Here is a 20,879-nt window from a genome sequence, read left to right on the forward strand (position 1 = left end):
TCCCCTCAGCGCCTTATTCGCCGATGGCGGGCGCGGGCAGTTCGGGCCGGTTGGGCGCGGCCGAATAGACGCCGAGAATGGCCAGCCGCTTGGAGAAGAACTCCAGTTCCTCCAGCGCATGGGCGACGCCCACATCGTCCGGGTGCCCCTCGATATCGGCATAGAACTGCGTCGCCACGAACTTGCCTTCCAGCTGGTAGCTTTCGAGCTTGGTCATGTTGACGCCGTTTGTGGCAAAGCCACCCAGCGCCTTGTAGAGCGCTGCCGCGACATTGCGCACTTCGAAGACGAAGGTGGTGACCACGCGGTTGTCATTCTTGGCCCAGAGCGCCCGGCCTGCCTCTTTTCGCGTCAGAACGACGAAGCGCGTCGCGTTGTGCTCGGCGTCCTCGACATTCTCGGCCAGGATATCGAGCCCGTAGAGATCGGCGGCCAGACGCGGCGCGAGGGCCGCCACATGGCGCTCCTCCATTTCCGAGACAATACGCGCCGCGCCCGCCGTATCGCCCGCCACGACCGGCTTCCAGCCATTGCGCCGGATGATGCCGCGGCACTGGCCGAGCGCGTGGACATGGCTGTGCACTTCCTTGATGTCGGCCAGCGTCATGCCCGGCTTCACCATGAGCTGGAAGCGGATCGGCAGGAAGAATTCGCCGACGATCTGCAAGCCCGACGAGGGCAGAAGGTGATGAACGTCGGCGACGCGCCCCGCCAGCGTGTTCTCGATCGGGATCATGGCGAGATCGGCCGTTCCGTTCTGGACGGCGGCAAACGCGTCCTCGAAGCTCGGACAGGGCAGCGGCTCCAGATCGGGATACATGGCCTGACAGGCCATGTCGGAATTGGCCCCGCGTTCGCCCTGGAAGGCGATGCGCCCGGTGCGAGCCGGCGGCAGGAAGGCGCGGCGCGCTTCCTCCAGCTGATAGGCCGTGTCGACGCCGAGCGGCACGGCATCGACGATCTCGGCGTCGATCCGCATGCCCGCTTCCAGCGCGCGCAGCTGCTCCAGCCGCTCGCGCACCTCCAGCGGCGAGGGCTTCAGCGTGACGAAGCGCTCCAGCGCGGCGCGGCGATAGGCATAGATGCCGACATGGTGGAACAGCGGCCCGTCGCCCGTCGGCGCGGTGGCGCGGGTGAAGTAGAGCGCGTTCAGCCGGCGCTCGCCGTTCGGCGTGCCGATCAGCTTCACGACGTTCGGGTCCTTGGCGTCGGCCTCGTTGCCGATCTCGACCACGACGGTCGCGATATCGCAGTCCGGGTCGGCGAAGGGTTTGAGAACGGCGCGCACCGTCTCCGGCTCGATGGTCGGCAGATCGCCCTGGAGATTGACGATCACGTCCACCTCGCCCTCGGGATCGACGGCCTGCAGCGCCTCGAAGATGCGGTCGGAGCCCGACGGATGGTCGGCGCGCGTGATCACCGCCTCGAAGCCGGCGTCCCGCACCGCGCGCAGCACCTCGTCGCTGTCGGTGGCGACCACCACACGGCCGATGGCAGCGTCGCGCGCGCGCTCGGCCACGCGCACGATCATCGGCGCGCCGGCGATATCGGCCAGCGGCTTGTTGGGCAGGCGGGTCGAGGCGAGACGCGCGGGAATGAGGACGAGTGTGGACATGGACGCAACTTTCGGGGCCAATCGCACGAAATCCCGCCCGGAATGCGCGAGATAACGCGGAGCTGTGACAGGTGGGCGCTTGATCCATTCCGGGGGGAATGTCAGAACGCTTCCAGACTTTGCGTGTCTTTCGAAAGGCGCGGGCCGAAAGGTCGCCGCTCGCATTTCGAAAGACACGCCGAGGGGGCTTATAGGGGGTGCCGCTATCCGGCAAAAGGCCCCAAGGCGCTTGCGGAGGAAGGGACTTGTCCTTTTCCCCTCGAGACGCCGAGCATTCGACGGCCCGGGGCCTTCCGCACCGAACGAGCGGACGGCCCTGGTATCATGACTTCGTGTCAGCAGCGTTCGCCGGTCGCCGGGCCGGTTGGAGAGGGAGCCGCCCAGCCACATGGATTCTTTCGAGGCCAACAAGATTTTCGGCGCCGTTCTGGGCACCGTCTTCGTTCTGTTCGGCGGCAGCCTTCTGGCCGAAGCCATTTTCCATTCCGAAGTGCCGGAAAAGCCGGGCTTTGCGATTACCGCCGCCGAGCCGGTAGCGGGCGCGGCCTCCGCCGCCCCGGCGGCAGCGGAGGTGACGCCGGTCGGCAAGCTCATGCAGACCGCCAATGCGCAGGCCGGCGCGGCCATCTTCAAGCGATGCCAGGCCTGCCATTCCGGCGAGAAGGGCGGCCCGAACAAGGTCGGCCCCGATCTCTGGGGCATCGTGAACCGCCCGATGGCCTCGCACGAGGGCTTCTCCTACTCGGCCGCCATGACCGAGTTCTCCAAGGGCAAGACCGTCCTCTGGGACTGGGATCACCTGAACCACTTCCTGCACGGCCCCAAGCAGTACATTCCCGGCACCGCCATGGGCTTTGCCGGCCTTCCCAAGGATCAGGAACGCGCCGATCTTCTGGCCTATCTCGGCACGCTGGCCGACACGCCGGTTCCGCCGCCTGCGCCCGATGCCGGCGCGAGCGAAGCGGCCGCCCCCGCGGCCGGTGCGGGCGATGCCAACGCCCCCGCCCCGACCAACCCGGCCACGACCACCAACAGCAGCCCCGGCGGCAACGACCCGGTGACGCAGCCCCAGAGCGGCGGCACGACCGACGCCACCACGGGCGCGGCCCCGACGGCGCCTCCCTCCGGCGCGGTGCCGGCCACGGGCGACAACGCCACCTCCGCCCCGCCGCAGGCTCCGAGCCCGGCCGAGGCGCAGACCCCCGGCGCGGCTCCGGCAGCCCCGGCCCCGGCACCCGCGCAGTAAGGCAGGCGCCAACGAGATCAGAAGGTCGGGCGGCGACGCCCGGCCTTTTTGCGTTTCAGGACTTTCGCGTTTCAGGATGATCGCGCCGCTCTGCGACGAGAGCGTGATGCCCGAGGGCATGGACACCGGCCGCTCGGCCATTACACTTTCGTATCTTGGCGCCTGTCGCCCGAGGATGGCCATATTGATCCGGCCGTCTGGGCTCCGTCTTTTCCGCCTGTCCCGCCTGGAGTTCGCTTTGCCGATCGCATCCCGCGCCGTTTCCCTCCTTCTCGCCTCGGCGCTTCTCGCCGGCACCGCCCCGCTGGCCTATGCCCAGCAACCGGCGCCCGCGCCGGCCGCCGCTCCGGCGGCGGAGGCGGGGGAATGGCACACGTCGTCCTCGCTGATCCGGCCGTCGAAATATGGCGAGACCTTCCAGCGCTACGATTACGTGAACCCCGACGCGCCGAAGGGCGGCGTCCTGCGCCTGTCGGCGCCCGGCACGTTCGACAGCTTCAACCCGTTTCCCGTGCGGGGCACGCCGGCGGCGGGCTTTGCGGTGCTGGGCGGCGGCATCGTCTATGACACGCTTCTCGACCAGTCGCCCGACGAACCGGGCGTCAGCCACGCGCTGATCGCGGAAGCGCTGCGCTATCCCCCGGACTTCTCTTCGGTCACCTACCGGCTGGACCCCGACGCGCGGTTCAGCGACGGGCAGCCGATCACGGTCGAGGACGTGATCTGGAGCTTCGAGACGGTGAAGGCGCTGTCGCCGCTCTATGGCAATTATTATCGCAGCGTGACGGGCGCGGAGAAGACCGGCGAGCGCGAGGTCACCTTCCGCTTCGACCAGACCGGCAATCGCGAACTGCCCAACATCATGGGCGATCTCGTCGTGCTGCCCAAGCACTGGTGGGAAGGCACGGGGCCGAACGGCCAGAAGCGCGACATCACTGCGCCGACGCTGGAAGTGCCGGTTGGCTCCGGCCCCTACCGCATCAAGAGCTTCACGCCGGGCTCGGACATCACCTGGGAAAGGGTGCCCGATTATTGGGCCGCTCGAAAGCCGGCGCGCATCGGCCGCTACAATTACGACGAAATTCGCTACACCTATTTCCGCGACCAGAGCGCAAGCTGGGAAGCCTATAAGCGCGGCGGCTTCTCCGACTACCGGGTCGAGAACAGCGCCGGTCGCTGGGCGCAGGGTTACAATTTCCCGGCCTTCAACGATGGCCGCGTGAAGAAGATGGCGCTGGCCTCCGAAACCGGACAGCCCATGCAGGGCTATGTCTTGAACACGAGGCGCGAGAAATTCGCCGATCCGCGCGTGCGCCGCGCGCTGACGCTGGCCTTCAACTTCCAGGACATGAACAAGAACCTGTTCTATGGCCTCTACCAGCGCACGACGAGCTATTTCCAGGGCACGGAACTGGCCTCATCCGGCCTGCCGAGCGAGGGCGAGCTGAAGCTTCTGGAGCCGCTGCGCGACAAGATCCCGCCCGAGGTCTTCACCACGCCCTTTACCCTGCCGGATTATTCGCAGCCCAATGCAGAGCGCACCTATCTGAAGCAGGCCTTCGATCTGTTGACCGCCGCCGGCTGGACCCGCAAGGGCTCGCAGCTCGTCAACGCCAAGGGCGAGCCGTTCCGCATCGAGTTCCTGGCGACCGATCCCTCTTCCTCACGCGTCATCGACCCGTTCGCCAACCAGCTGAAGCGGCTCGGCATCGAGACCTCGACGCGCATCGTGGACGTCTCGCAATATCTGGCGCTGACCAACAGTTTCGACTTCGACATCGTGACCGACGTGATGGCGCAGTCGCTGTCGCCCGGCAACGAACAGCGCGAGTTCTGGACGACGCCGGCGGCCTCGCAGCCGGGCAGCAAGAACACGGCCGGCATCCGCAACGAGGCGGTGGATGCGCTGGTCGAGAAGGTGATCTACGCGCCCGACCGCGACAGTCTGGTGACCGCCGTCCACGCGCTCGACCGCGTTCTTCTCTGGAATTTCTATGTCGTGCCGCAATGGCACAATCCGGAAATCTGGGTGTCCTATTGGGACAAGTTCGGAATGCCCGAGAAGCAGCCGGCCTATGTCGGGCTCGACCCTTATTCCTGGTGGGTGAAGGGCGAGGTGCCGGTGAACACGCCGGCCGATGCGGCGGCGGCCGGCGCGCCGGACCCGGCGGCCAAGCCGGCCATCCCGCCCGTGCAGCCTTGAGAGGCGCGCCATGACCGGGCCTCTCCGCCTCTTCTCGCGCCGCGACTTCGGCAGGCTGGCCTTGGCGGCGGGCGCGGTCGCCGCGCTGCCGCGTCTGGGGTTCGCGGCGCTCGCGCACGACACCAAGCTGCACGGTCTCTCGCCCTTCGGCGATCTGAAATACCCCGCCGATTACCAGCAGTTCGACTACGCGAGCCCCGACGCGCCAGAGGGCGGGCGCTTCACGTTCACCGTGCCGAACTGGGTGCTCAATCAGGCGCCCGATACGTTCGACACGTTCAACACCTTCATTCTCCAAGGCAACGCGCCGCCGCGCATCGAAATGCTCTATGAAGGGCTGATGACCGGGACGCTGGACGAGCCGGACGCGATCTATGGTCAGCTGGCCGAGAGCGTGTCCGTTTCGCCCGACAACAACACATTCCGCTTCGAGCTTCGCCCGCAAGCGCGCTTCTCCACCGGCGCGCCGGTTCTGGCTTCCGACGTCGCCTTTTCCTATCGCACCATGAAGAGCGAGGGCCACCCGGCGCTCGCCATTCAGCTGGCCGAGGTCACTGAGGTGACGACTGACGGCGAGCGCGGGGTGACGATCCGCTTTTCCGGCCGGCAGACCCTGCCGACCGCGCTTCAGGCGCTGTCCATCCCGATTGTGCCGGAAAGCTTTTTTCAGGATCGACCGTTCACGCAGGGCGGCTTCACCGAGATCCCGGGCTCCGGCCCCTATCGCATCGGCCGCTATATCGCAGGGCGCTTCATCGAATACGAGAAGCGGGCCGACCATTGGGCCAAGGATATGCCCTTCCAGCGCGGGCTGGACCATTTCCAGACGATCCGCGTCGAGTTCTACCGCGACCGCCAGAGCGCGCTCGAAGCCTTCAAGAAGGGCGACACGACCTATCGCGAGGAGTTCACCACCAAGGCCTGGGCGACGGAATATCAGTTTCCGGCCGTGACCGACGGGCGCGTGCAGATGCGCCAGTTCGAGGAAGAGAAATGGCCGCGCTTCCAGTGCTGGGCGCTGAACCAGCGCCGGGCGCAGTTTCAGGATGCGCGCGTGCGCCGCGCGATCAATCTCTGCTTCGACTTCGAATGGACTAACGCCAATCTTCTCTATGGCCTGCGCGAGCATTCGCAATCGCCCTTCGAGAATTCGGACTTCGTGGCCGTGGGCGCGCCGCCCCCCGAGGAACTGGCGCTTCTGGAGCCGCTGCGGGCCGACCTGCCGCCGGAGGTCTTCGGCGAGGTTTGGCGCCAGCCGATCTCGGACGGGTCGGGCCGTGACCGCAAGCTCCTGCGCGAGGCCGCCGACCTGCTCCAGGCCGCCGGCTGGACGCGCAAGGGCTCGCAGCTCGTGAATGCGCAAGGGACGGTCTTCCGGCTCGAGCATCTGATCAACGACCCGGAGCAGGCGCGCGTCTACGGCAAGATGATCGAGAACATGAAGCTTCTGGGCATCGACGCTTCGCTGCGCCTCGTGGACGCCGCGCAATATCAGGACCGGCAGAACCGCTTCGACTTCGACATGATGCTCTGCGCTTTTTCGCTGAACGGCACGCCGACGCGCGAAAGCCTCGGACTCTTCTTCGGCTCGGCCGCGCGCGATCGCAACGGCTCCTACAATTATCCGGGCACGGCGAGCCCGGCGGTGGACGCCCTGATTGCGAAAGTCGGCGAGGCGCAGGACCGCGAAAGCCTTGCCATCGCCATGCGCGCGCTGGACCGGACCTTGCGCTGGCGGCTGGACTGGCTGCCCAATATCGGCTCCACCGGGCATAAGGTCGCATGGTGGGACATGTTCGGCTTTCGCGATCCCAAGCCCGATTACGGGTTTCCGGTGGAACGGCTCTGGTGGTACGACGAGGCCAAGGCGAAGGCGGCGGGTCGGGCTTGAGCCCGCCGCACCGTCTGATCGCCGCGCAACGGAACGGGTGAATGGCCGCCTATATTCTTCGACGTCTGGCTTTGATGATTCCGACCCTGTTCGGGATCATGGCCGTTTCCTTCATCGTGATCCAGTTCGCGCCGGGTGGCCCTGTGGAACAGGTCGTCGCCAGCCTCCAGGGCCAGGGCGGCGGCGCGGCCGACCGGCTGGGCGGCGGAGGTGGCGGCGAGGCGGCCGCCATGAGCGGCGAATCCTCGGGCTATCGCGGGGCGCAGGGGCTCGATCCCGAGTTCATCAAGCGGCTGGAACAGCAGTTCGGCTTCGACAAGCCGCCGCTCGAACGCTTCGCCACGATGATCTGGGACTATGCCCGCTTCGACTTCGGCACGAGCTTCTTTTCCAACGCCACCGTGGTGGATCTCATCATCCAGAAGCTGCCGGTTTCGATCTCGCTCGGGCTCTGGATCACGCTTCTCTCCTACATCATCTCGATCCCGCTCGGCATCCGCAAAGCCTTGAAGGAGGGCTCGCGCTTCGACACCTGGACGAGCGCGGTCATCATCGTGGCCTATGCCATTCCGGGCTTTCTCTTCGCGGTTCTCCTGATCGTGCTCTTTGCCGGCGGCTCGTTTCTCGACTGGTTCCCGCTGCGCGGGCTGACCTCCGACAATTGGGCCCAGCTCTCCTGGCCGGAGCGGATCGTCGATTATTTCTGGCATCTGACGCTGCCGCTCATCGCGCTGTCGCTGTCGGCCTTCGCCACGACGACGCTGCTCACCAAGAACTCGTTCCTCGATGAAATCCGCAAGCAATACGTGACCACCGCGCGCGCCAAGGGCCTCACCGAGCGCCGCGTGCTCTATGGCCACGTGTTTCGCAACGCCATGCTGATCATCGTCGCGGGCTTCCCCGGCGCCTTCATCTCGGCCTTCTTCTCCGGCTCGCTGCTGATCGAGACGATCTTCTCGCTGGACGGGCTCGGGCTTCTGTCCTTCGAGAGCATCTACAAGCGGGATTATCCCGTGGTTTTCGCCACGCTCTACATCTTCTCCCTGATCGGCCTTCTGACCACGCTGATCTCCGACCTCACCTATACCTGGATCGATCCGCGCATCGATTTCGAGAAGCGGGAGGTTTGAGCATGGCGCCTTCTTCGGACAACCCGCCCGAACTCATCAAGGCTGCGGACGCCAGAGCCGACACTGGCGCGCTGGCGCAGATGGCGCCGCCTGTCGAAACATTGCGCCCACCGCGCCTGTCGCCGCTCAACCAGCGCCGCTGGCAGAACTTCAAGGCGCATCGGCGCGGCTGGTGGTCGCTCTGGATCTTCCTCGTGCTCTTCGTGCTGACGCTCGGCGCGGAGTTCATCGCCAATGACCGCCCGCTTCTGATCTCCTACAAGGGCGAATATTACACGCCCATCTTCAAGGACTACCCGGAAGAGGTCTTCGGCGGCTTCCTGCCCGTCACCAATTACCGCGACCCGTTCATTCAGGACGAGGTGGCGGCGAACGGCTGGATGGTCTGGCCGCCGATCCGCTATTCCTACGGCAGCGTCAACAACGAGATCCCGGTTCCCGCCCCCTCCCCGCCCTCTTGGACCTTTTCCAAGGAGGAGCGCTGCGCGCGCTATCCGTTGGGGGTGAACGATCCCAACTGCGTGCTGGGCAACTGGAACTGGCTGGGAACGGACGATCAGGCGCGCGACGTTCTGGCTCGTCTCATCTACGGCTTCCGCATCTCCGTCCTGTTCGGCCTGATCCTCACCGCCACCTCGGCCGTGATCGGCGTGTTCGCCGGGGCGGTGCAGGGCTATTTCGGCGGCTGGGTCGATCTGATCTTCCAGCGCTTCATCGAGATCTGGAGCTCGATCCCGGTTCTCTATCTGCTCTTGATCGTCGCCGCGATCCTGCCGCCGGGCTTCTGGATTCTGCTCGGCATCATGCTGCTCTTCTCCTGGGTCTCGTTCGTGGGCGTCGTGCGCGCCGAGTTCCTGCGGGCGCGCAACTTCGAATATGTGAACGCGGCGCGCGCACTCGGCGTCGGCGACTGGACCATCATGGGCCGGCATCTCCTGCCCAATGCCATGGTCGCGACGCTGACCTTCCTGCCCTTCATTCTCAACGGCTCGATCACGACGCTGACCTCGCTCGACTTTCTCGGCTTCGGCCTCCCGCCCGGCTCGCCCTCGCTCGGCGAGTTGCTGGCGCAGGGGCGCAACAATCTTCAGGCGCCCTGGCTCGGCATTTCGGGCTTCGTCGTCCTGTCCTTGATGCTGTCGCTGCTCGTCTTCATCGGCGAAGCGGTGCGCGACGCCTTCGACCCCCGCAAGAGCTTCAGGTGAGCACGATGGGCCATTCCCACGATCAGGCCGGCCACGCTGGCCACAGCCATGCTGGCCACGACCACGATCACGCGGCCCATGCGAGCGAGCGCCGGCTCGCCATTGCGGCGGGGCTGACAGGCGTCTTCATGCTGGTCGAGGTCGCGGGCGGGATCGTCTCCGGCTCGCTCGCGCTTCTGGCCGATGCCGGGCATATGCTGGTGGACTTCGCCGGTCTGGCGCTCGCCTTCGTCGCCATCCGCATGGCGCGCCGCCCGGCCGATGCGCGCCGCTCCTTCGGCTACGATCGATTCCAGATTCTGGTCGCCTATTCCAACGGTCTGGTTCTCTTCGGCATCAGCGCCTTCATCATCTTCGAGGCGTGGCAGCGTCTGGCCAACCCCGCGCCGGTTCTGGCCGGGCCGATGTTCGCCGTGGCCGTCGCCGGTCTCCTCGTCAACATCGCGGCCTTCTTCACGCTGCATGGCGGCGACAAGGACGACCTGAACCTGCGCGGCGCGCTTCTGCACGTGCTCGGCGATCTCCTGGGCTCGGTCGCGGCCATCATCGCCTCGATCGTCATCTGGCGCACAGGCTGGACGCCGATCGACCCCATTCTGTCCGTGCTCGTCTGCCTCCTGATCCTCGGCAATGCCTGGCGGCTGGTGCGTGAATCCGGCCATGTCCTGCTCGAAGGCTCGCCCGCCGGCGTGGATGGCGCGGCGGTGAAACAGGCTCTCGCCGACCGTGTGCCGGGTCTGGCCGAAGTGCATCATGTCCATGTCTGGATGATCACGCCCAAGCGCCGCGCCGCGACGCTTCATGCCAGGCTTCTGGAGGGCGCGGACGGGCCGGGCACCGTGCGCGCCATCAAGACCGCGCTGCGCCAGGACTTCGCCATCGGCCATGCGACGGTGGAGGTCGAAGGCGATCTCTGCGCCGACGCCGCGCATCCCCACGACCACGACCACGACCACGACCACGACCACGACCACGGGCACGGGCATCAGGGCCATACCGGTCACGGCCACCATCGCCATGCGGCGAACGTCCATCCCGCCGCTTCCGCGCTGAACGCCCGTCCGGCGTGAGGAGACATCGTTGAGCCAAGCTGCTTCCTCCTCCGCGCAAAGCCCGCTTCTCGATGTGCGCGGGCTTCAGGTGGCCTTCGCGCAGGGCGGGGCGACCAGCCTTGCGGTGAAGGGCGTCTCCTTTTCCATCGCCAAGGGCGAAACGGTGGCGCTGGTCGGCGAGTCCGGCTCGGGCAAGTCCGTGTCCGCGCTCTCGATCCTGAAGCTCCTGCCCTACCCCGCCGCGAGCCATCCGGGTGGAGAGGTCCTGTTCGAGGGGCAGGACCTGATCGGAGCGAGCGACGACGCGCTGCGGGCGGTGCGCGGCAACCGCATTTCGATGATCTTTCAGGAGCCCATGTCCTCGCTGAACCCGCTCCACACGATCGAGCGGCAGATCGGCGAGGTCATGAAGGTGCATCGGGGCCTGTCCGACCGCGCCGCGCGCGAGCGCACGCTGGAGCTTCTGCATCAGGTCGGCATTCGCGAGCCGGAAAAGCGGCTCGGCGCCTATCCGCACCAGCTCTCGGGCGGGCAGCGCCAGCGCGTGATGATCGCGATGGCGCTCGCCAACGAGCCGGACCTTCTGATCGCCGACGAGCCGACCACCGCGCTCGACGTGACGGTTCAGGCGCAGATTCTGGAGCTTCTGAAGAAGCTTCAGGAGGAGCGCCAGATGGGCCTCCTCTTCATCACGCATGATCTCGGCATCGTCCGGCGCATCGCAGACCGCGTCTGCGTCATGACCAAGGGCGAGATCGTCGAGACCGGGCCGACCGCCGAGATCTTCGCCAATCCTCGCCACGAATACACCCGCCATCTTCTGGCGGCCGAGCCCAAGGGTCGGCCGCCCGCGGCCAACGCCAATGCGCCGGTCGTCATGGAGGGACGAGACATCAAGGTCTGGTTTCCCGTGCGCACCGGCCTGTTCCGGCGCGTTTCGGACCATGTGAAGGCCGTGGACGGGATCGACATCACGGTGCGCGCCGGGCAGACGGTCGGCGTCGTCGGCGAGTCGGGCTCGGGCAAGACGACGCTCGGTCTCGCGCTCTGCCGCATGATCGGAAGCCAAGGCGAAATCCGCTTCGATGGCGAGCGGATCGACCAACGCTCCTTCAAGGACATGCGGCCCCTGCGCGACCGCGTCCAGATCGTGTTTCAGGACCCGTTCGGCTCGCTCTCGCCGCGCATGGCGGTGGGCGAGATCATCGCGGAGGGTCTGCGCGTCCACCAGCCCTCGCTCTCCAGCGCGGATCGGGATGCACGCGTCGTCTCGGCGCTGACCGAAGTCGGGCTCGACCCGGCCACGCGCTTTCGCTATCCGCATGAGTTCTCGGGCGGCCAGCGCCAGCGCATCGCGATTGCCCGCGCCATGGTGCTCAACCCGCGCTTCGTGATGCTGGACGAGCCGACCTCGGCGCTGGACATGAGCGTGCAGGCGCAGGTGGTCGATCTCCTGCGCCATCTCCAGAAGAAGCATGATCTCGCCTATCTCTTCATCAGCCACGATCTGAAGGTCGTGCGCGCGCTCGCCAACGAGGTGATCGTCATGCGCGGCGGGCATGTGGTGGAGCGCGGCTCGTCGGACGCGATCTTCGACAATCCCCAGACCGACTATACCAAGGCATTGATGGCGGCGGCCTTCCGCATCGAAGCGGCGGGCACCCGAGAGGTTTCGGAATGAGCGACATCTATCGTCAGCGGCTGGAGGACCAGCCGCTCGATTTCACCATCGAGAAGGACGAGCGCCTTCACGCGGGCTTTCGTGCGCTGGACGCGGTGACGGTGCGCCACGCCCCGCTCGGGCGCGACGAGCCTGTGCTGGCGCGGCGCGAATTCCTGCGCTCGGGCCTCGCCGCGATCATCATTCCCTATGACCCCGTGCGCGACGAGATCGTGGTGATCCGCCAGTTCCGCATCGGCGCAGCGCTCACCTCCGGCAAGGCGGCGGCGCTGGAACTGCCGGCGGGTCTGGTGGACGAAGGCGAGAATCCGATCGAGGCGGCCAGCCGCGAACTCGAAGAGGAAACCGGGCTCGTGACGCATGCGATCGCGCCGGCCTATACGATCCTCTCCTCCCCCGGCCTGTGCGACGAGGTCGCCTGCTTCTTCCTGGCGCTGGTGGATGCCGGCGCGCTGCAGGGTCATGGCGGCAAGCTGGACGAGCAGGAGGACATCATCGCGATCCGTGCGCCGGTGGACGCCCTGATCGAGGCGGTGGACGCGGGCTCGATCGAGAACGGCTTCCTTGTTTCCGCCGCGCATTGGTTCGCCCGCCACGGACGCCAACAGGCGCGCCTGCTGCAGGACGCGGCCGAACCCGTCGCCTGATTTTTCAAAAACGCCCTTTCATCGAACGCTGACCGAAGAGACCTGCATGACCCTTCTCCTGTCCGTCACCGGCTTCGATCCCACGCGCTGGCACGACGCCATGCTGAAAGCCGCGCCGGGGGAGACCATCGTGCTGCGGCCCGAAACGGCGGGCGATCCCTCGATCCGCTATGCCGTGGTCTGGAAGCAGCCGCCGGGCGTTCTGGAAGGGCTGCCGAACCTTCAGGCTGTCTTCTCGCTTGGCGCGGGCGTCGATCACATCCTGGCCGACCGCACCGTGCCCGACGTGCCGATCGTGCGCATCGTCGCCGACGATCTGACCGCGCGCATGAGCGAATATGTCGTCTGGCGGGTGCTCGATCATCATCGCCGGGGCATGGTCTATCGCGCGCAGCAGGCCGCCCGTCTCTGGAACGAGCGCCGCCAGCCCGCCGCCGGCGATGTTCAGGTCGGCATTCTCGGCCTTGGCGAACTTGGGCGGGACGCGGCCGAAAAGCTCCGCCTCCTCGGCTTCAAGGTCTCGGGCTGGAGCCGGCGCGAGCGTCAGGTCGAGGGCGTCACCACCTTCCATGGCGAGGAGGGGCTCGGGGCGATCCTGGCCCAAAGCGACATTCTGGTCGTGCTTCTGCCGCTCACGAGCGAGACGCGCGGGCTGATCGATGACGCCTTCCTGTCGCGGCTCAAGCGCGAAACGCCGCTGGGCACGCCGGTTCTGATCAATGCCGGGCGCGGCGGCTTGCAGGTCGATTCGGCCATTCTGCGCGCGCTCAACGACAATCGCCTGATGGAAGCCTCGCTGGACGTGTTCGAACGCGAGCCGCTGGCCGCCGACAGCCCGCTCTGGCGCCACCCGCGGGTCTTCGTCACGCCCCATGCCGCCGCGTCTTCCGACCCGGAAGCGCTGGCGCCCATCATCATGCGACAGATCGCGGCCCACCGGCGCGGCGAGGCGCTCACCAACATCGTGGATCGTTCGGCGGGGTACTGAGAGCCGCGCATGCAACCCGTCAGCCCTGCCGGACCTCCGGCAGGCGACGGATGGAGAGCACGGGCGCGCCCTTGGCTTCGAGCCGCGACACGGCCTCCGACAGAGGCTCGATCGCCGTCATCATGTGATGGGCGTTGGCATGGAGAAGCTGCGTCTCATTCATCATGATGCCGACATGGCCGCGCCAGAAGACGAGATCGCCGCGCCGGGGGCTTTCCCCCTCGCTCAGCGCTTCGCCCAAGGCCATTTGCAGGTCGGTATCGCGCGGAGCCAGGATACCGCAGGCGTCGAGCGCGACTTGGACCAGCCCCGAACAGTCGATGCCGAGCGCCGACTTGCCACCCCAGAGATAGGCGACGCCCAGAAACCCTTGCGCCACCGCGACGAAATCGGTCTCGAACGAGGTCGCGGGCTTCATATGCTGCACGACCACCGCGCCGAAGGGCGCGATCAGCCCATAGGTCGCGTTGTGGTCGCTCGCCTCGCCCTTCACATGCAGCCGCGCGCCGAGCGGCAGATCGTGCATGGGCGGGCGCTTGATGTCGGGGCCGGGGAAGACCAGCGTGCGGCGCACAGCAATGCGATGGGTCGGCGCGGGCGGCTCGCCGTTCATCAGCGTCACGGTCGGCACCCAGCCGACATAGCCGTCCTTGTCGAGCTGAACCCAGCACCAGCCCTCGCCGGTTTCCTCGAAGACGCGTAGCCGCTCGCCATAGAGCGCCTGCGTTTCCAGCGGCGCGTCGGCCGACGGGCGGCGGCGCAGGTCGGCGACGGGCATGACGACATGGGCGGGCGCGCCGTCCACGAAGCGCTCGGCCTCCACGCGCCCTTGCAGGCGGCGGTCGGCGAGATCGGGGCGGTGGGCGTGCAGGCGCGGATCGAGCGGGGCCGTCATCGTCCGAGCGCCTCCGCTTCGCTCACCAGCCGGTCGGCCATTTCGGAGACGAAGAGACTGCCCTCGACCGTGCGGCGGATCAGGACATTGCGCAGGTCGCTGGGGTCACGCTGGCGTTCGAGCAGATTCATGCGTCCCATCGAGTCGAGCGCGCGGGTCACCACGGGCTTGGCCACGTGAAGTTTCTGGGCAAGACCGCGCACCGTGTGGGGCGGCGGGTCGAGATAGATCGTCAACAGGATCGCGGTCTGGCGCGCCGTGAGATCGGAGCCCGGATGCTGCGATTGAACCATTGCGTTGCGATGGAGCAGGCGCAAGGCCTGCCCCGGCTTGATGTCGAGTCCCATACGCCCCTCGGGAGCGTCGATTCGTCTCAGGCGACGCTCGGGGCCTAGTGTCCGGCACTTTCAGGCGGTTTCAAGACCGTGGGAAGCGACCCGACAGAACGTGGTGAAGGGCGCGGATGCCCTGCGCCTCACCGCCGGCGGGGCCGAGCGGGCCGGGCTGCGGACGCCAGCCGAACACGTCGAAATGCGCCCAGCTCTTGGCCTTGGTTACGAAGCCCTGAAGGAAGAGCGCGGCCGTGACGGAGCCGGCGAAACCGTCCGATGTGACGTTGTTCGTGTCGGCCACCTTGGACGCGAGATTCTTGGCATAGGGCTTCCAGAGCGGCAGACGCCAGAGCGGATCGTGCAGCGCTTGGCTGGCCGCCGCGATCTCGCCCGCGAACGCCTCGTCGTCGGTGTAGAAGGGCGGCAGGTCCGGCCCCAGCGCGACGCGCGCCGCGCCCGTCAGCGTCGCCATGTCGATCAGGATCTCAGGCGATTCCTCGTCGGCCAGCGCCAGCGCATCGGCGAGGATCAGACGCCCCTCCGCATCCGTGTTGCCGATCTCGACGCTCTTGCCGAGCCGGCTGCGCAGGATGTCGCCCGGCCGGAAACTGTTGGCGGAGATGGAATTCTCGACGGCCGGAATCAGAACGCGCAGGCGCACGGGAAGCTTGGAGCCCATCACGAGCCGGGCGAGGCCGAGGACATTGGCCGCGCCGCCCATGTCCTTCTTCATCAGAAGCATTCCCGAAGCCGGCTTGATGTCGAGCCCGCCCGTGTCGAAGGCGACGCCCTTGCCGACCAGCGTCACCTTGGGGCCGGTCTCCGGGCCCCAGCTCATGTCGATGAGACGGGGCGCGACGCTGGAGGCGCGGCCGACCGCATGGATCATCGGGAAGTTCTGTTCGAGCAGCGCGTCGCCGACGATGACGTTGACCTCGGCCCCGAACTCCGCCGCGACCTGACGCGCCGCCGCCTCGATGCCATCGGGCAGGAGGTCGTTGGTCGGCGTGTTGATGAGATCGCGCACCAGAAACACGCTGCTCGCCAGAAGCCGCACCGCCGCTTCGTCCGCGGCCTCAGGCAGCGCAAAACGCGCACCCGCCTTCCCCGGCTTCGACAGATAGCGCTCGAACCGGTAGGAGCCGAGCAGGAAACCCAGCGCGGCCAAATCGGGGTCGAGTCCGCTTTCTCCTTCCAGCGCCCAGTCCCCTGCCGGCAGGCTCTGCGCCAGCGCCCCGGTCAGCAGCGCGCGGGCGGCCGGGGTTTGCGCCTCGGGCTCGCCGAGGCCCAACACCGCGCCCGCTCCCCCGCCGTCCAGCGGAAACAGCGCAACCGAGCCCGCGCTCGCCTTGTAGCCGGCCGCGTCCAACCAATGGCGCGCGGTCTCGGGCAGGCGCTCCAGTCCGGTCTCGTCCACCGCATGGACGGGACGGGCATCGAGGGCGGAGGAAAGAAGGCGGTCGGTCATGAGGCGCTCGTGAACGTCAGCCCCGCGAAATGAACGGGACGTAGGGGTTAACGAAAGATGACCCGCTTGCACTCTGCCCGCAGCGGGCGAAGAAGAAACGGGGAAGCCGATGCGTCGATCGATGCGACCGCTTGCGCGAGCCGAAGGCGGCGACGCCGCGCCGAACTACGCCCGCCGGAGCGCGGGCGCAAGGCGCGGTTCGCTGGCGCTTGTGTTTCTGACCTTGATGGCGGCCAGCGGCTGCACGCACACCTCGCGCATGACGACGGGCTCGATCGCCCCGCGCGGCGAGGCCGCTCCGCGCCGCGACGTCTCCACCATGACGGCGGACGAGCTGCGCGCCGCGATCCGCGTTTACGGCGCGTCCTACGAACGCAATCCGAAGAACAAGGATGTCGGCCTCGCCTATGCGGCAGCCCTCCAGGCGGCCGGGCGCAACGACCAGTCGCTGGCCGTGATGCAGCAGGTCGCCATCGCCTTCCCGAACGACCGGGACGTGCTCGGCGCCTATGGCAAGGCGCTGGCGGCGGCGGGCGATCTCAACAAGGCGCTCGAAACCGTGCAGCGGGCCCAGACGCCGGACCGGCCGGACTGGCGTCTCCTGTCGGCCGAAGGGGCGATCCTCGACCAGCTCGGCCAGCCCGAGAAGGCGCGCGTTCTCTACGAGAAGGCGCTGGTGCTCCAGCCGAACGAACCCTCGATCCTCTCCAATCTCGGCATGTCGTCGCTTCTGCAGAACGATCTGAAAAGCGCCGAATCCTATCTCAGCCGCGCCGCCAGCCAGCCGGGGGCCGATCCGCGCGTGCGCCAGAATCTGGCGCTCGCCGTGGGGCTTCAGGGTCGCTTCTCGGAAGCGGAGAAGATCGCCTCCGACGTGCTGTCGCCCGAGGAAGCGCAGGCCAATGTGGCCTATCTCAAGCAGATGCTCTCCCAGCGCAACACCTGGAGCGAGCTGAAAAGCGAGCGCCGGGGCTGAGGCAGACGAGGCGGGGGACGGCCGGTCGCCGCCCCTCCATCCTCAAAGGTTCGGCAGAACCTTGATCACGGCCGGCCCGATGATCACGGCAAACAGCACGGGCAGGAAGAACACCATCATCGGAACGGTGAGCTTGGGCGGCAGCGCGGCGGCCTTGCCTTCGGCGGCCGTCATGCGCTGGTCGCGGCTTTCCTGCGCCAGCGTGCGCAGGGCGACGCCCAGCGGCGTGCCGTAACGCTCGGCCTGGATCAGCGCCGTGCAGACCGAGCGCACGCTTTCGAGGCCGGTGCGTGTGATGAGGTTCTCGTAGGCCTGCTTGCGGTCGGGCAGATAGGACAGCTCGGCGCAGACCAGCACCATTTCCTCGGCCAGCGGCACCGACTGAATGCCGATCTCGTCCGCCACGCGGCGAAACGCGGCCTCGATGGCATTGCCCGATTCCACGCAGATCAGAAGCAGGTCGAGCGCGTCGGGCCAGGCGCGGGAGATCGACTGCGCGCGCTTCTTGCCCGCGTTGCCGACAAAGACGATCGGCGCGTAGAAGCCGGCATAGGCCACCGCGATACAGACGAACAGACGGATGCCCAGAGCGTGGCTCGCCATGATCCCGAGGCCGAAAATATAGAAAGCCGCGACGACGCCGAACAGAAGCGGCAGGCTGACCCGGCAGAACAGGAACAGCGTCAGCGAGCGCTGGGTGCGAAAGCCCGCGATGCGCAGCTTGTTGGTCGTCGCCTCGTCCATCAGCGCCTTGCGCAGGTCCAGCGCCTCGACCACCTTGGCCGCGAAGGATCGGTCGGCCTGCTGGCGCAGGCTGACGCGCTGGTTGTCCCGCTCGCCGGCCATGCGGGCGCGCTCGCGGGCGCGGACCTGATCGCGCTCCAGCGCCACCGCCTTCATGCGCGTTTTCATGTCGCGACCGTTGAGCAGCGGGCCTACCAGCGACACCACGGTCGCAAACATCGCCACCGCGACACAGAGGCCCAGCGCGACATGGCTGGACAGGCCGAGCATCTGAAATACGGCGTCCATAGCAGCCTCTAGAAGTCGAAATTGATCATCTTGCGCATGATCAGGATGCCGCACGACATCCAGAACGCCGAGCCGAGCAGGATCATGTGTCCCATCGGGTCGGTGAACAGGACCGAGATGTAGTCGGGCGAGGTGAGATACACGAGCCCGGCGACGATCACGGGCAGCGAGCCGATGATGGCGGCGGAGGACTTGGCCTCCATCGACATGGCCTTGATCTTGCCCTTCATCTTGCGCCGGTCGCGCAACACACGGGACAAGTTGCCCAGCGCCTCGGCCAGATTGCCGCCCGACTGCGACTGGATCGACACCACGATGGAGAAGAAATTGGTCTCGGGGATGGGCATGCTGACATAGAGGCGGTTGACGGCCTCCGGCAGCGAGGAGCCCATCTGCAGCGCCTCCACCACGCGCGCGAATTCCGAGCGCACCGGCTCGGGCGTTTCGGTGGCGATCATGCGCAGCGTGTCGTTCAGCGGCAGGCCGGACTTGATACCGCGCACGATGACGTCGAGCGCGTTGGCGAACTCATCGGTGAATTTCGTCTGGCGCTTCTTCTTGCGCAGGCTCAAGAACCATTGTGGCAGGCCGAGCGCGCCCACGAAGCCGAGCCCGAGCGCGATGAGGAGCGATCCGCTGACCATCAGCACCACGAGGAACAGGGTCAGGCCGAGGGCGACGCAGGCCATGATATAGGCCCGAACGGAGATGCGCAGACCCGCCTGCAACAGGCGCGCTTCGAGGCTCGCCTTTCGCAGATGGCCGTTGCGCTTGCGGTTCTTCTCTTCCAGATCCTGAAGCGAGGCCTGAAGCGTCTTGCGCCGCTTGCTCACCTCCTGCATCCGGTCGCGCGCCGCCTGGCGCAGCGCCAGATCGTTTTCGGAGGCCGAGAACTGGTCGAAGCGCGAGCGCGACGCCTTGTCGTTTTCGAGACGCGGCTGGACCAGGCCATAGATCAGCGCGCCGGTTGCCAGCGCGACGAGCAGCATGAAGAGAAGAGCGGTCACAGCCCACGCTCCCCTTCGACATTGGCCGCGTCCAGCGCGCGGGCCAGGCGCTGCTCTTCGTTGTAGTAGCGCGCGCGGTCCCAGAAGGCCGGCCGGCCGATGCCGGTGGAGCGATGCCGCCCGAGGAGACGCCCGCGCGAGTCTTCGCCCAGAATGTCGTAGAGGAAGAGATCCTGCGTGATGATGACGTCGCCTTCCATGCCCACCACCTCGGTGATGTGGGTGATGCGGCGCGAGCCGTCGCGCAGGCGCGCGGCCTGGACGATCACGTCCACCGAGCCGACGATGATCTCCTTCACCGTGCGCGAGGGCAGCGAGAAGCCGCCCATGGCGATCATGGCCTCCATACGGTTGAGGCATTCGCGCGGGCTGTTGGCGTGGATCGTGCCCATCGAGCCGTCATGGCCCGTGTTCATCGCCTGAAGGAGATCGAAGACCTCCGGTCCGCGCACTTCGCCGACGATGATGCGTTCGGGGCGCATACGCAGGCAGTTCTTGACGAGATCGCGCATGGTGATCTCGCCCTCGCCCTCGATATTGGGCGGGCGCGTTTCGAGGCGCACAACATGGGGCTGCTGGAGCTGGAGTTCGGCCGAATCCTCGCAGGTGATGATGCGCTCGTCCTCGTCGATATAGCGCGTCAGACAGTTGAGGAGCGTGGTCTTGCCCGAGCCCGTGCCGCCGGAGATGACGACGTTGCAGCGCACGCGGCCGATGATCTCGAGGATCGTCGCCCCTTCCGGCGAAATCGCGCCGAAATCCACGAGCTGCGGCAGGGTCAGCTTGTCCTTCTTGAACTTACGAATGGTGAGCACCGTGCCGTCGATGGCGAGCGGTGGGGCGATCACGTTGACGCGCGAGCCGTCCGGCAGGCGCGCGTCGCAGATGGGCGAAGATTCGTCCACGCGTCGGCCGACCTGCGACACGATGCGCTGGCAGATATTGAGAAGCTGCTGGTTGTCGCGGAAGCGCACCCCGGCTTCGATCACCTTGCCGCCGACTTCGATGAAGGTCTGGCGCGCGCCGTTGACCATGATGTCGGCGATGTCGTCGCGAACCAGAAGCGGCTCCAGCGGACCGTAGCCCAGAACGTCGTTGCAGATGTCGGCGAGCAGGTCTTCCTGCTCGGCGATCGTCATCGCGAAATTCTTGATCGAGATGATGTCGTTGACGATGTCGCGGATTTCCTCGCGCGCCATCTCGGCTTCGAGCCGGGCGAGCTGCGACAGATCGATCGTGTCGATCAGCGCGGCGAAGATCTTGCTCTTGGTCTCGTAGTAGCTGTCGGGCCGTGGCTTGGCGGCCACCGGTGCGGACGCGCTGGCGGGGGCGGCCGAGGCGGGAGCGGCGCTTTTCACTGGCTTGGGCGGGGCAGCGGCCTCGCGCGGCGCGGGAGCCGCGACAGGCACGGCGGTCACAGGCGGCGCGGCCGGTGCCGGCCGCGCCAAAGTGCCCGTGTCGTTTCCGCGCTTGCCGAACATCGCCGCTGGTTCCCTATTCCTCGCGGGGGC

At 67.0% G+C, this 20,879-nt stretch carries 17 protein-coding genes and 1 pseudogene; 10 read left to right on the forward strand and 8 right to left on the reverse strand.

Annotated elements, in window-relative coordinates:
- Window positions 1-13: 13 nt before the first annotated feature.
- Window positions 14-835: a prephenate dehydratase gene (locus AUL36_RS24695; RefSeq protein ID WP_058601032.1), complete on the reverse strand. Its 822-nt coding sequence runs from the start codon at window positions 833-835 to the stop codon at window positions 14-16.
- A gap of 120 nt (window positions 836-955) precedes the next feature.
- Window positions 956-2,092, reverse strand: a pseudogene (locus tag AUL36_RS24945) (3-deoxy-manno-octulosonate cytidylyltransferase); the annotation flags it as partial.
- Here AUL36_RS24945 and AUL36_RS17960 point away from each other — a divergent pair.
- The 9 genes from AUL36_RS17960 (at window position 2,004) to AUL36_RS18000 (ending at window position 13,658) form a co-directional block, all read left to right on the forward strand.
- Window positions 2,004-2,861 carry a c-type cytochrome gene (locus tag AUL36_RS17960; RefSeq protein WP_062222908.1) on the forward strand — a complete coding sequence of 286 codons (858 nt, stop codon included), beginning with the start codon at window positions 2,004-2,006 and terminating at the stop codon, window positions 2,859-2,861. The pseudogene AUL36_RS24945 and the gene AUL36_RS17960 overlap by 89 nt on opposite strands.
- A gap of 238 nt (window positions 2,862-3,099) precedes the next feature.
- Window positions 3,100-5,064 carry an extracellular solute-binding protein gene (locus AUL36_RS17965; protein ID WP_062223028.1) on the forward strand — a complete coding sequence of 655 codons (1,965 nt, stop codon included), beginning with the start codon at window positions 3,100-3,102 and terminating at the stop codon, window positions 5,062-5,064.
- Between the two features lie 10 nt (window positions 5,065-5,074).
- Window positions 5,075-6,955 carry an extracellular solute-binding protein gene (locus AUL36_RS17970; protein ID WP_062222910.1) on the forward strand — a complete coding sequence of 627 codons (1,881 nt, stop codon included), beginning with the start codon at window positions 5,075-5,077 and terminating at the stop codon, window positions 6,953-6,955.
- Window positions 6,956-6,996: 41 nt separating this feature from the next.
- Window positions 6,997-8,085, forward strand: coding sequence for a microcin C ABC transporter permease YejB (locus AUL36_RS17975; protein ID WP_058600997.1), 1,089 nt, complete (start codon window positions 6,997-6,999; stop codon window positions 8,083-8,085).
- 80 nt (window positions 8,086-8,165) lie between these two features.
- The gene (locus AUL36_RS17980) at window positions 8,166-9,290 is read left to right on the forward strand and encodes an ABC transporter permease (RefSeq protein WP_062223030.1); all 1,125 of its coding nucleotides are present in this window, start codon (window positions 8,166-8,168) and stop codon (window positions 9,288-9,290) included.
- A gap of 5 nt (window positions 9,291-9,295) precedes the next feature.
- On the forward strand, window positions 9,296-10,360 hold the full coding sequence (locus AUL36_RS17985) for a cation diffusion facilitator family transporter (RefSeq protein WP_062223031.1): 1,065 nt from the start codon (window positions 9,296-9,298) through the stop codon (window positions 10,358-10,360).
- 10 nt (window positions 10,361-10,370) lie between these two features.
- A complete protein-coding gene (locus tag AUL36_RS17990) occupies window positions 10,371-12,023 on the forward strand; it encodes an ABC transporter ATP-binding protein (RefSeq protein WP_062222912.1) in 1,653 nt (550 codons plus the stop codon).
- Window positions 12,020-12,670 (forward strand): NUDIX domain-containing protein, encoded by a 651-nt coding sequence (locus AUL36_RS17995; RefSeq protein WP_062222914.1) that lies wholly within the window; start codon window positions 12,020-12,022, stop codon window positions 12,668-12,670. Before AUL36_RS17990 ends, AUL36_RS17995 begins: the two co-directional genes overlap by 4 nt.
- Before the next feature lie 46 nt (window positions 12,671-12,716).
- Window positions 12,717-13,658 (forward strand): 2-hydroxyacid dehydrogenase, encoded by a 942-nt coding sequence (locus AUL36_RS18000; protein WP_062222917.1) that lies wholly within the window; start codon window positions 12,717-12,719, stop codon window positions 13,656-13,658.
- Window positions 13,659-13,677: 19 nt separating this feature from the next.
- Here the strand turns inward: AUL36_RS18000 and AUL36_RS18005 are convergent, their stop codons facing one another.
- From AUL36_RS18005 to AUL36_RS18015, 3 genes are all read right to left on the reverse strand, one after another.
- Complete coding sequence (locus tag AUL36_RS18005) at window positions 13,678-14,553, reverse strand: C40 family peptidase (protein WP_062222919.1); 876 nt, start codon at window positions 14,551-14,553, stop codon at window positions 13,678-13,680.
- Window positions 14,550-14,900 (reverse strand): MarR family transcriptional regulator, encoded by a 351-nt coding sequence (locus AUL36_RS18010; protein ID WP_062222921.1) that lies wholly within the window; start codon window positions 14,898-14,900, stop codon window positions 14,550-14,552. Before AUL36_RS18010 ends, AUL36_RS18005 begins: the two co-directional genes overlap by 4 nt.
- A 70-nt stretch (window positions 14,901-14,970) precedes the next feature.
- Window positions 14,971-16,353: a leucyl aminopeptidase family protein gene (locus AUL36_RS18015; RefSeq protein WP_062222923.1), complete on the reverse strand. Its 1,383-nt coding sequence runs from the start codon at window positions 16,351-16,353 to the stop codon at window positions 14,971-14,973.
- A gap of 109 nt (window positions 16,354-16,462) precedes the next feature.
- Here AUL36_RS18015 and AUL36_RS18020 point away from each other — a divergent pair, with 109 nt between their 5' ends.
- Entirely contained in the window at window positions 16,463-17,329 is an 867-nt protein-coding gene (locus AUL36_RS18020; protein ID WP_082655922.1) for a tetratricopeptide repeat protein, read from the forward strand.
- 42 nt (window positions 17,330-17,371) lie between these two features.
- On the opposite strand, the gene AUL36_RS18025 is transcribed toward AUL36_RS18020, so the two are convergent.
- The 3 genes from AUL36_RS18025 to AUL36_RS18035 are packed head-to-tail and all read right to left on the reverse strand — an operon-like array spanning window position 17,372 to window position 20,849.
- Window positions 17,372-18,361, reverse strand: coding sequence for a type II secretion system F family protein (locus AUL36_RS18025; protein ID WP_058600989.1), 990 nt, complete (start codon window positions 18,359-18,361; stop codon window positions 17,372-17,374).
- An 8-nt stretch (window positions 18,362-18,369) separates the two neighbouring features.
- On the reverse strand, window positions 18,370-19,350 hold the full coding sequence (locus AUL36_RS18030) for a type II secretion system F family protein (protein WP_058601028.1): 981 nt from the start codon (window positions 19,348-19,350) through the stop codon (window positions 18,370-18,372).
- A gap of 14 nt (window positions 19,351-19,364) precedes the next feature.
- A complete protein-coding gene (locus tag AUL36_RS18035; protein WP_062222928.1) occupies window positions 19,365-20,849 on the reverse strand; it encodes a CpaF family protein in 1,485 nt (494 codons plus the stop codon).
- Between the last annotated feature and the right edge of the window lie 30 nt (window positions 20,850-20,879).

It is taken from the genome of Aureimonas sp. D3 (assembly GCF_001463805.1).
In the GTDB taxonomy this organism is placed as follows: domain Bacteria; phylum Pseudomonadota; class Alphaproteobacteria; order Rhizobiales; family Rhizobiaceae; genus Aureimonas; species Aureimonas ureilytica_A.

Bases quoted from the DNA above. Each gene is read 5' to 3' on its own strand.
- AUL36_RS24695 (WP_058601032.1), bottom strand. From the start codon at position 835: ATGGCCTGTCAGGCCATGTATCCCGATCTGGAGCCGCTGCCCTGTCCG.
- AUL36_RS17960 (WP_062222908.1), top strand. From the start codon at position 2,004: ATGGATTCTTTCGAGGCCAACAAGATTTTCGGCGCCGTTCTGGGCACC.
- AUL36_RS17970 (WP_062222910.1), top strand. From the start codon at position 5,075: ATGACCGGGCCTCTCCGCCTCTTCTCGCGCCGCGACTTCGGCAGGCTG.
- AUL36_RS17975 (WP_058600997.1), top strand. From the start codon at position 6,997: ATGGCCGCCTATATTCTTCGACGTCTGGCTTTGATGATTCCGACCCTG.
- AUL36_RS17980 (WP_062223030.1), top strand. From the start codon at position 8,166: ATGGCGCCGCCTGTCGAAACATTGCGCCCACCGCGCCTGTCGCCGCTC.
- AUL36_RS17985 (WP_062223031.1), top strand. From the start codon at position 9,296: ATGGGCCATTCCCACGATCAGGCCGGCCACGCTGGCCACAGCCATGCT.
- AUL36_RS17995 (WP_062222914.1), top strand. From the start codon at position 12,020: ATGAGCGACATCTATCGTCAGCGGCTGGAGGACCAGCCGCTCGATTTC.
- AUL36_RS18000 (WP_062222917.1), top strand. From the start codon at position 12,717: ATGACCCTTCTCCTGTCCGTCACCGGCTTCGATCCCACGCGCTGGCAC.
- AUL36_RS18005 (WP_062222919.1), bottom strand. From the start codon at position 14,553: ATGACGGCCCCGCTCGATCCGCGCCTGCACGCCCACCGCCCCGATCTC.
- AUL36_RS18010 (WP_062222921.1), bottom strand. From the start codon at position 14,900: ATGGGACTCGACATCAAGCCGGGGCAGGCCTTGCGCCTGCTCCATCGC.
- AUL36_RS18015 (WP_062222923.1), bottom strand. From the start codon at position 16,353: ATGACCGACCGCCTTCTTTCCTCCGCCCTCGATGCCCGTCCCGTCCAT.
- AUL36_RS18020 (WP_082655922.1), top strand. From the start codon at position 16,463: ATGCGTCGATCGATGCGACCGCTTGCGCGAGCCGAAGGCGGCGACGCC.
- AUL36_RS18025 (WP_058600989.1), bottom strand. From the start codon at position 18,361: ATGGACGCCGTATTTCAGATGCTCGGCCTGTCCAGCCATGTCGCGCTG.
- AUL36_RS18030 (WP_058601028.1), bottom strand. From the start codon at position 19,350: ATGCTGCTCGTCGCGCTGGCAACCGGCGCGCTGATCTATGGCCTGGTC.
- AUL36_RS18035 (WP_062222928.1), bottom strand. From the start codon at position 20,849: ATGTTCGGCAAGCGCGGAAACGACACGGGCACTTTGGCGCGGCCGGCA.